This is a genomic window from Streptomyces sp. GC420, assembly GCF_009916105.1.
Lineage (GTDB): Bacteria > Actinomycetota > Actinomycetes > Streptomycetales > Streptomycetaceae > Streptomyces.
Map to the genome: position 1 here is coordinate 1 of NZ_JAAAXQ010000355.1, position 8,100 is coordinate 8,100.

General features: G+C 67.2%; 5 protein-coding genes and 1 pseudogene. All 6 read left to right on the forward strand.

Features of this window, described 5'->3' with window-relative positions:
* Positions 1-241 (forward strand): annotated as a pseudogene (locus tag GUY61_RS30795) (hypothetical protein); the annotation flags it as partial.
* Positions 238-930, forward strand: coding sequence for a hypothetical protein (locus GUY61_RS30800; protein ID WP_243766868.1), 693 nt, complete (start codon positions 238-240; stop codon positions 928-930). The pseudogene GUY61_RS30795 and the gene GUY61_RS30800, both read left to right, overlap by 4 nt.
* Positions 931-2,452: 1,522 nt before the next feature.
* Positions 2,453-3,298 (forward strand): ParA family protein, encoded by an 846-nt coding sequence (locus GUY61_RS30805; protein ID WP_166633535.1) that lies wholly within the window; start codon positions 2,453-2,455, stop codon positions 3,296-3,298.
* The gene (locus GUY61_RS30810) at positions 3,295-4,350 is read left to right on the forward strand and encodes a hypothetical protein (protein WP_166633536.1); all 1,056 of its coding nucleotides are present in this window, start codon (positions 3,295-3,297) and stop codon (positions 4,348-4,350) included. The genes GUY61_RS30805 and GUY61_RS30810 overlap by 4 nt, the downstream gene beginning before the upstream one ends.
* Positions 4,351-4,749: 399 nt before the next feature.
* A complete protein-coding gene (locus GUY61_RS30815; RefSeq protein ID WP_166633537.1) occupies positions 4,750-5,205 on the forward strand; it encodes a hypothetical protein in 456 nt (151 codons plus the stop codon).
* Between the two features lie 341 nt (positions 5,206-5,546).
* On the forward strand, positions 5,547-8,100 hold a 2,554-nt coding region (locus GUY61_RS30820; RefSeq protein ID WP_243766869.1), incomplete at its 3' end, for a hypothetical protein.

The window sequence follows — 8,100 nt, forward strand, 5'->3', positions numbered from 1 at the left end:
CGCCTCGATCACCGTGGTCGACGCCTCCCCCGAGGACAACACCCCCAGCGACGTCTACGAGATCCAGGTCTACGGCGTCAGCGTCCTCATCCGCCACCGCGCTCAGTGGGGCCCCGGCACCGACGTCCCCTACGTCCACATCGAGGACCAGAACGGAGGGCCCGGTCTGCTGCTCGTCGAGGTGAACAACGGCGGCGAGCACGAGCACCCCCGCCCCTCGTCCGACGGAGCTGCGGCATGATCCCCGACCACGCCTACGCCGCCGCCCGCCATCTGATCGATCCCGACGCCGACTACACCGTCCACATCCGCACCGACAACGGCTGGACGCAGCCCACCGACCCCGACCACCGGGAACTCCCCGGCCTGGACGTCCTCCTGGTCGCCCGCAGGGTCCTGCGCGCCCGGCCCGCCGGCCATGTGGAGAGCACCAGCCCCGACACCCTGGACATCCGCACCGGCGACGGCCGGCTCTGGCTTCGCTTTACCGACATCACCCTGAGCGAGAACGACCCCGGCCCCGACGAGCCGGCCCTCGACGGCCACACGCCGGCAGAACTGTGGCGAGTCCTCGGCCTGTCGGGCTCCGCGCTCGCACCTCTCGCCCGCTGCGACCTCACGACGTCGGATCTGGAAGCGCTGGCGCGCACCTGCCTCACCCTGAGCCAAGCCCACTCCCTCCTGCCGCGGCCGACCCTCCCCTCGAACGCCGACCATCTGCTGGAGCGGCTGGCCACCACCGCGGAAGCCCTCGACAGCGGCCTTCCCGACACCCCGGACATCGACGAAGCCTTCTCCCGCGCCGAGCTGCTCCTCCTCGCCGACACAGCACTCGGCCTACACCAGGCCCACGGAGACCCCGACGGGCTCCTCAGCCGAACCGAGGTTCTCCTCTTGGCCCACCTCGCCTACGGCGCCGCCTCAACTTGACCGTCCAACAGATCCCCCCATTCGGCCACGGCTCGGTCCCCGCTCCACGGGACCGGGCGGTGCCCCGCCGGTCGGAAGTCCTGGCCGGAAGCTCTCAAGAAGGGGTTCACGTATTCACACACTCTCACGCACGCACTCACGCACCCATGCAGGCAAACATGTCCACCTGCGCTTTTGCCCCACTGCGCCTCACGTCGCGGGCTGCATTTCGCCCGCCACGCAGGACCCTGACTCCTCCATCCTCACCCTTGGTCCACGTTCAAGTGCATGAGCTTCACTAATTCACATACTTTCACGCACGCACGCTTACACACCCCTGCATCCACGTTCCACGCGTCTTCGGCTCGCCCTCACTGACCACGCGCCACCCGCACTTGCACTTGCCTACGCACGCTTACACATCCACATCTCCTGTTTCTGACGTGCCAACTTCGCTCCTACATCACCCTTTCCCACGCCTCCAGCGCCCCTTCATCGCACACCTCTTGACACCCCTTCCACCTCCCTTTCCTATTCAGCCGCTTTCGTGCTTCCCCTTCCTCGTTCTCATGCACCCACGGTCTACCGTTTGCCACTACAAGCACGCGCCGTCGCGCACTTCGTCCACCACGTACTTCGCCCCGGCCGCCCTCTCGTGTGTCGCTCCGCCTATACGCGCTAACGTAGCCACTCTTATACTTTCTGGCGGGCGCACCTTCTTCGTCTCTCGCACAGTGGCTTCCATATGCGCATGCTGACTTCTCTCCGGCTTCACTCACCGCCGCTCAACCTGCCGCTCAAACCGCCGTACGCGCCTATCTGCTTCGCCACTTGCGGGTATCCGACCAGGCAGTCGGCTGTGCTCCGGGAACTGCGGACGCTCTCTCGCGCTTCATCGCTCGTACGCGTGCTCTGCTACCTGACTTCGCACCTTGGTCCACTGGACCGTGCCGTCTTGCGCTAGCACCCTGAGCCTCACGCAGGGGCACAGACTCGACTCTGCGCGCTGGCACTTAGCTCCTCATACAGACCCGCATCGGAACGCAAGCACGCCTCAACCGACACACCCCGCTCCCGCGGCTACTGCTCGCCTTCTTCGATCTCGCAGCGCAACCGCGCGCCCTCGCTGCAAGCGCGGCCCTGCTCAACGCGAGCTTCCACGCGCCTTTCCCACCGGGCGGCCAGACGTCCGCTAACGCTGGCGTTCAATCGCCCGGCCTGACCGACTGGACCCCGTGCGGGCATCTCACAGCACCCCAGCGCACCCCTCCGCGCCGGCCACGAGACTCACGAATCATTGCGAAGTGATACAAAACGGTAACCATGCACGTTCAGGCGAGTCTGACAGGCTCGGCCGGTGCTCGGCTGACTGTGACCGACACGCTGCAAGACCCCAGGTTCCACATAGAGAGCACCCCTCCTCCTGTTAACCTTCTGGCCGTCAGCGTGAATCTGTCAGTCCCAGTCCCCATCGACGTCGGCAGTGCATCCCAGGAAGCGAAGAGCTAGGGCGAGGCATCTGGGGAATGGGAGGAAGGCACCCATGAAGGTCATCGTCCTCGCCAGCCAAAAGGGTGGAGTGGGTAAAACCACAACATCTGCCAACATCGGTTCGAGCCTTGCCAGCGGGGGAGCCCGCGTCGGCATGGTCGACCTCGAGCTCCAGGGCCAGCTCGGAGTCTCTTTGGGCGCGTTCGCGCGCAAGCCCCAGGACATCGGCAGCGCCCTGATCGACTACATCGACGCGGTCGACGCAGACGATCTTGCAAGCATGGTGTCCCTGAGTAGCCGCATGGTTGATAGGAGCGTCCTGCTCAAGGACTTCGAGAACCCCGGCACGCTCAGCGTCATCGGCTCGGTTATGAACGTGACTGATCGCGCTCGCACCGAAATCGCCAAGCGTGGTTGGGAGGCGGTGTCAAGCCTTCGCCATCTGCTCCTCACGTTGCAGGACGACTTCGACTTCATCATCGTCGATACCCCGCCCTCAGCTGACGCCCTGGCCTCCGTAGCCCTCGCCGCAGGCGACTACGTAATCGCCGTCTGCAACCCGAGGCTCGCAACCGCAGACGGAGCTCGCGTCGTTCGAAACAACGTTGCGAAGGTGCCGGAGCGCACTGGAGGCACCTGCCGCCCAGTCTTCCTCGGAACGGTAATCAATGAGGCTCAACCTCCGTCGAAACGCACCGACGAAGCAGACGCCGTTGAGGCCTTCCTCAACAAGCACGACCTGGCACCGTTCGCGAAGGAGATCAGGACGAGCCCGCAGATCTCCGCGTCGTACGGCATCAGCCGGCCCATTGTCATTGATGAGCCCGCCTACGCGGCCAGCGGCTGGTTTGAGGACCTCACCGTCGAGATCATCGACCGGATTCGGGGTCTGTCATGACGTCCTCGCCGGATGAATCGACGCAGGAGTCGACGAAGTCCCCTCGGAAGAGGGGGCGAGGCAAGGCACGGTCCTTCGACTTCAGCGCCATCGAGCACGTGGGTAACGACGCCACTGAGGGCGGCTTCCTGGGGGATGACGCCGCTGAGTCCGAGCGACGAGGAACACCAACTGCGGAAGCAGCGCCGCCCACGCTCACTCTTGACTACGACTCTCCTGGGCCGAGCCAGAGGGAGGACACCAACACCAACCCGGTATCGGAAGCCCGCCTTCCCGCCCAGGATGGAGCGGAGGCCTCGCCGGCATCAGTCGCGTCCGGGGCCTCGCGTGTCGTTCCCTCACCGTCCCAGCCGCCGGAGGGCGGAACCACCCCCCAGGAACCTGCGGAGAGTTCCTCCGAGCCCGAAGCAGACGTCCCGGAGGCGTCCCCAGCGGCCGAACCGGCTGAGGAAGCCGAAGAGGCCGAAGAGGCCGACGGAGCGGAGGCTCCGCCAATGCCCTCGGCGGCGGGCCGTCGCAGGAACGATGGTCCCGGGTTCACTGCGGCCTCGGCCGAGCCGACTCTCAAGCCGCGGACTCGCAGGAAGGCTGCCGGCACAAAGCCTCCGATGCAGACCGCCGTGCTCGGCTCGTTCATAAAGCACAGGACGGAGCGCAACTGGCCGACTTGGTCCGGCCGCATCGAGGGAGAAACCAAGTCGAGGCTCCTCCAGAAGGCCGATGACGACGCCGAGTCTTCTGGGCGGAATCTCATGCCTGGGCACTACCTTGACGCTGCGCTGAGGTTGGTGAAGGACTTGAGCCCCGAGGAGCTCGCGGCCATCGCCAATGAGTGGCTGATTGACAAGTGGTCCGGCGAGCACCCGCCCGGCGTGAGCATCCAAGCTGGAGTGTCTCCGGACATGTACCAGTTCCTTAAGGGGCTCAAGCGTCACCTGCGCGGTCAGCGAGGAGCCGGTAGCGGCGGTCTCATCCTGGATGTGGTCTCGGCTGCTGTGGATCGCTTCCTCGACGCCGCCGACGACGAAGGACCCTTCCCGCCCGCTCGCTAGAGGTCACGCAAGAGGGGTGGCCCGACCCAGGTGGTCGGGCCACCCCTCTCTCTTCTGCAGTTTCACGTATTCACCCACTTCCACGCACGCGATACATCAGGCGCTGCTACACGCACCCACGCATGCGGTCCGACGGTCAGCCTGGCCTCTTCACCACGCACCGCACCCATCCGCAGCACCTCTCACCATGACACTGTCACACTCACCGAACGACCAACGTGCTCCTGACACTCTCACATCACCACAACCTGAACGCCCAATTCATGCAGGTAAAGGCCATTTCCGTGGGCCGTCGCGATGAACCCCGGTCTGAAGATCCGACACACGGTGGTTCTGTCATTACCAAGACACGACTGATCGGTGAGTAGGATGCTCTTGATTGAAAGCGAGGACTGATTCATGAGCACGGCGCCCAGCGGTTGGTCACTCCGCGCCCTGGCACAAGAAGCACACGTCCTGCCCAAGGTGGCCCGCGACGCCGCCGAGGAAGGAGTGATCGACGCCCAGCACACCGTGGAGACGGACATTGTCCTTGTCCGCCTCTACGGGGCCTTGAAACGCCTTGTCTGGCCCGAAGAGCGCCGGCCGGCCAACAAGGACCAGGGACTCCGGGTCTGGGAAGCCATAACGATCGAAACCGCTCGAGCAGCGCTTCCAGACGAAATGCACGACGACACGGGCCTCTTCATTCACCAGACGGGTTGCGAACTCGTCTCCGGCCCGGGGCCCAAGGCCCTTGCCTTCTTCAAGTTTGCAGAACAACCGTTCTACTACGCCCCGCTGGGTCGATGGTTCAACGAGCTGCCGACCCGACGCCGTCTCACGAGCGAGGCCGCAGAGAAGACCGAGGACTGACAGCGCCATCACATCCCGAGTAGATCGACCGAGATCCACCCGAGAGGCGCAAACGAGAACTGGCCCGGGACTCCGCAATCCCGGGCCAGTCACGTCGAGGAGGTGAGCGTCGCTCCACATCCCTAGCTGAATACCCGTCGCGCGTCCGGCCTCCCAACCTCCCAAGGCGGTGCCGTTCGGCGATGAGGGTTTCCCTCTTCCCTCCTCGACTGGAGCAGATCATAGCTACCCGTACGAGGGTCGGCTCAGTCATGCCTGAAGCAGGCGCAAGCCTACCCAAGAAGTCCAAAAATCCAGACCGCGCGCCGTCGACCACAGGCAGCTCGTCAGAGGCTCTGCGCATGGCCGACCGACCGGGTATGGCCCTACAGCTGGGGCGCGGCATGGGGTTCCGGCTGTTGACGGCCGTCCGCGCTCTGCTGGCCGATCCCCGGCTGGCCGGTCGCAAGGATGTGGTGCGTCTCGGCACCCTGGTGCTGATGGCGAAGGCCAGCCATGGCAGTTGCCGCGTTGAGATCACGGCCAGGGAGCTGGGTCGTTGGCTCGGGGTGTCGGAGTCGACCGTCGACCACGAAGTACTCAACGTTCTTCGTGACGTTGATGCCGTGGCTGCACGCGTGCTGCGGGGCGGCGACGGTCTGCCGACCGGTGTCGAGTATCGGGTGCAAGCGCTGTGGGAGGCCCGAAACGACGTCGGCGCACCTTTGGCGTTGGCGAAGGCCGAATTGGCGACGCTGCTGCGGTTCCTGGAGGAGTTGTTCGCTCCGGGGTGGGGTGAGCAGTGCGCCACGCCTCCTGGTCTGCTGGTTAAAAAGGGGCGGCGGGGGAGGGGTGCGGCGTCGGATCGGCTGGCTCTGGTTCTGCTGGCCTTGCATGCACGGCCGGACGGGCGGGTGCCGTTGGTCGGTGGCCCGTTGGCAAAGACGGTGGCTCGTCATGGCCGGGCGGCGGTGACGCTGGCGCGGATGCTGGGGTGCCGTGCGCCCGTGGCCGCGACGGTGCTGGGCCGGCTCGTGGCAGCGGAAGCGGTGACGGTCGCGCCGGGTCGACTCGTGGTGCCAGCAGTGGCAGCCGCCCATGGGTCCGCGGCCGCGGTCCCGGACGCTCCGGAACTTGAGAGTTCCGCACCTGCTGATCCCGCGTCTGCCGGTGATGCGGCGCGCTGCGTTCGGTGTGCCGGGCACGAAGAGGCCGACGTCCTTGTGGTGGAGGGGAATGGGTGGCGGCAGCTGTCCTGGGATGACCTTGAGGGCGCCGAGGAGGGTTCCGGAACTGCACCCAGGGATCTCGACGACGCTGGTAGCGATCTTTTCGCAGGTCAGACCGCCTTTGAGACGTTCGAGGCCAGTCGTGCTGCTGCAGACCCTCACACCGACCACGCTGTTGTGGCTGATGTACGTGGTGAGAGTGCTGGAGGTCTCGGGTTTTCCGGCGAAGCCGCGTCGGGGTACTGCCGTCAGCCGGTACGCGCGTGCGAGGGCGAGAACTCCCCAGCGCCGGAGGATGGTGTCCACGATGACGTGACGGTCGTCGACGGCGGGGCCGACCCGCTTCGCGGGGACAAGCCTGATCTGCTGCTGACGGTGGGGCAGTCGGGTTCGTCGGCCGCGGCGTCGACGCTTGAGGCGTGGCGGGATGCGTCGGGGGGGCCACCGCCGGTGTGGGCTCAGGTGCCCAAGGGACTGGAGCGTGTGCTGGAGCCGGTGGCCATGGTGTGGGGCCGGCTGGACCGGCTGACGACCCGGCGATACGTCACCAGGGTGGTTCGGGCGCGGCTCGGCGAGATCTCGGGGGCGTGCGGTCCGGAGGTGGATGCCGAGCGGATCCTGCGGGAGCGGCTCAAGCGCCGGTTGGCGGAGCAGGGCACGGTGCCGGTCACCGACCCAGTGGGCTGGCTGGTCGGCCGTGCTCTGCCGCGCCGGGCGGTGTGTCCCGACGGGCGGTGCGACGACGGACGGCGGATGGACACCCGGGCGGACTGCGCCGCCTGCCAGATGCTGGTCCTAGACGGACGGGCGCTGCGGTCCCGTGCCTTTGCCAAGGCGACAACGGCTCTGGCCGACGGCCGGGTTGACCGGCCGGTGTTCGAGGCGGAGCTGAACGCGTGCTGGCAGCGGGAGGCCGCCGCCGCGGCAATCCGCCGTGAGGAGGCGGTCCGGGAGCGGCATGCCCGTGAGCGGGTGTGGGCCGAGCAGCGGGCCCGGCACGCGGCCCAGGAGGCCGCCCAACAGGCGCTTGCCTGCACGGTCTGCGGGAAGCCGGAGACAGCCGGCCTCTGCGGCCGGTGCCGCGACGAGCGCCGCGTCGAGGAACTGGTGGCCGAGGCCCTCGACGTGGCGGTGGCCACCTGGGGCATGGGCGGCGAGGCGTACCGGCTTGATGCCGTTCACCGGACCGAGCGGGACATGCGCGGCGCCGTCGACCAGGCGGTGACGGACCTGCTCGCCGCGGGCGGAGGTGTGTTCGCCGAGTCGGTGGCACTCGCGGCGCGGCTGGCCGCGGAACTCCAACTGGGCGCACTGCAGCGCCGGGCCGTGAACCACTTCGCCTACCAGTCGCCGGCCCAGGCCGAGTACGAGAAGGTCTTCGCCACCGAGATGCGGCGCAGCCACCTCCACCCCAGCGTCGACGAGGCCCACGAGGCCGCTGAAGAGGCCGCCCAGACGGCACGGTTCAACACGGCGCACGCGCTCCTGAACGACCGGCTGCGTACGCTGCGGGCCGCCCGGCCCACGGCCGAGGCGGATGCCGAACCCGACTGGTACGCGCAGGCGGCCGCTCAGGTCCGCGGCCTGATCCGCCCCGCGCCGCCGGAGCACGCCGTGTCCGTACGACGGTCCTCAACTCTGGCTGGCCAGCCGGCGGGTGGCAGCGGGGCGCCGGCGGGGGTGGGGG

Bases quoted from the DNA above. Each gene is read 5' to 3' on its own strand.
- GUY61_RS30810 (WP_166633536.1), top strand. From the start codon at position 3,295: ATGACGTCCTCGCCGGATGAATCGACGCAGGAGTCGACGAAGTCCCCT.
- GUY61_RS30815 (WP_166633537.1), top strand. From the start codon at position 4,750: ATGAGCACGGCGCCCAGCGGTTGGTCACTCCGCGCCCTGGCACAAGAA.
- GUY61_RS30800 (WP_243766868.1), top strand. From the start codon at position 238: ATGATCCCCGACCACGCCTACGCCGCCGCCCGCCATCTGATCGATCCC.
- GUY61_RS30805 (WP_166633535.1), top strand. From the start codon at position 2,453: ATGAAGGTCATCGTCCTCGCCAGCCAAAAGGGTGGAGTGGGTAAAACC.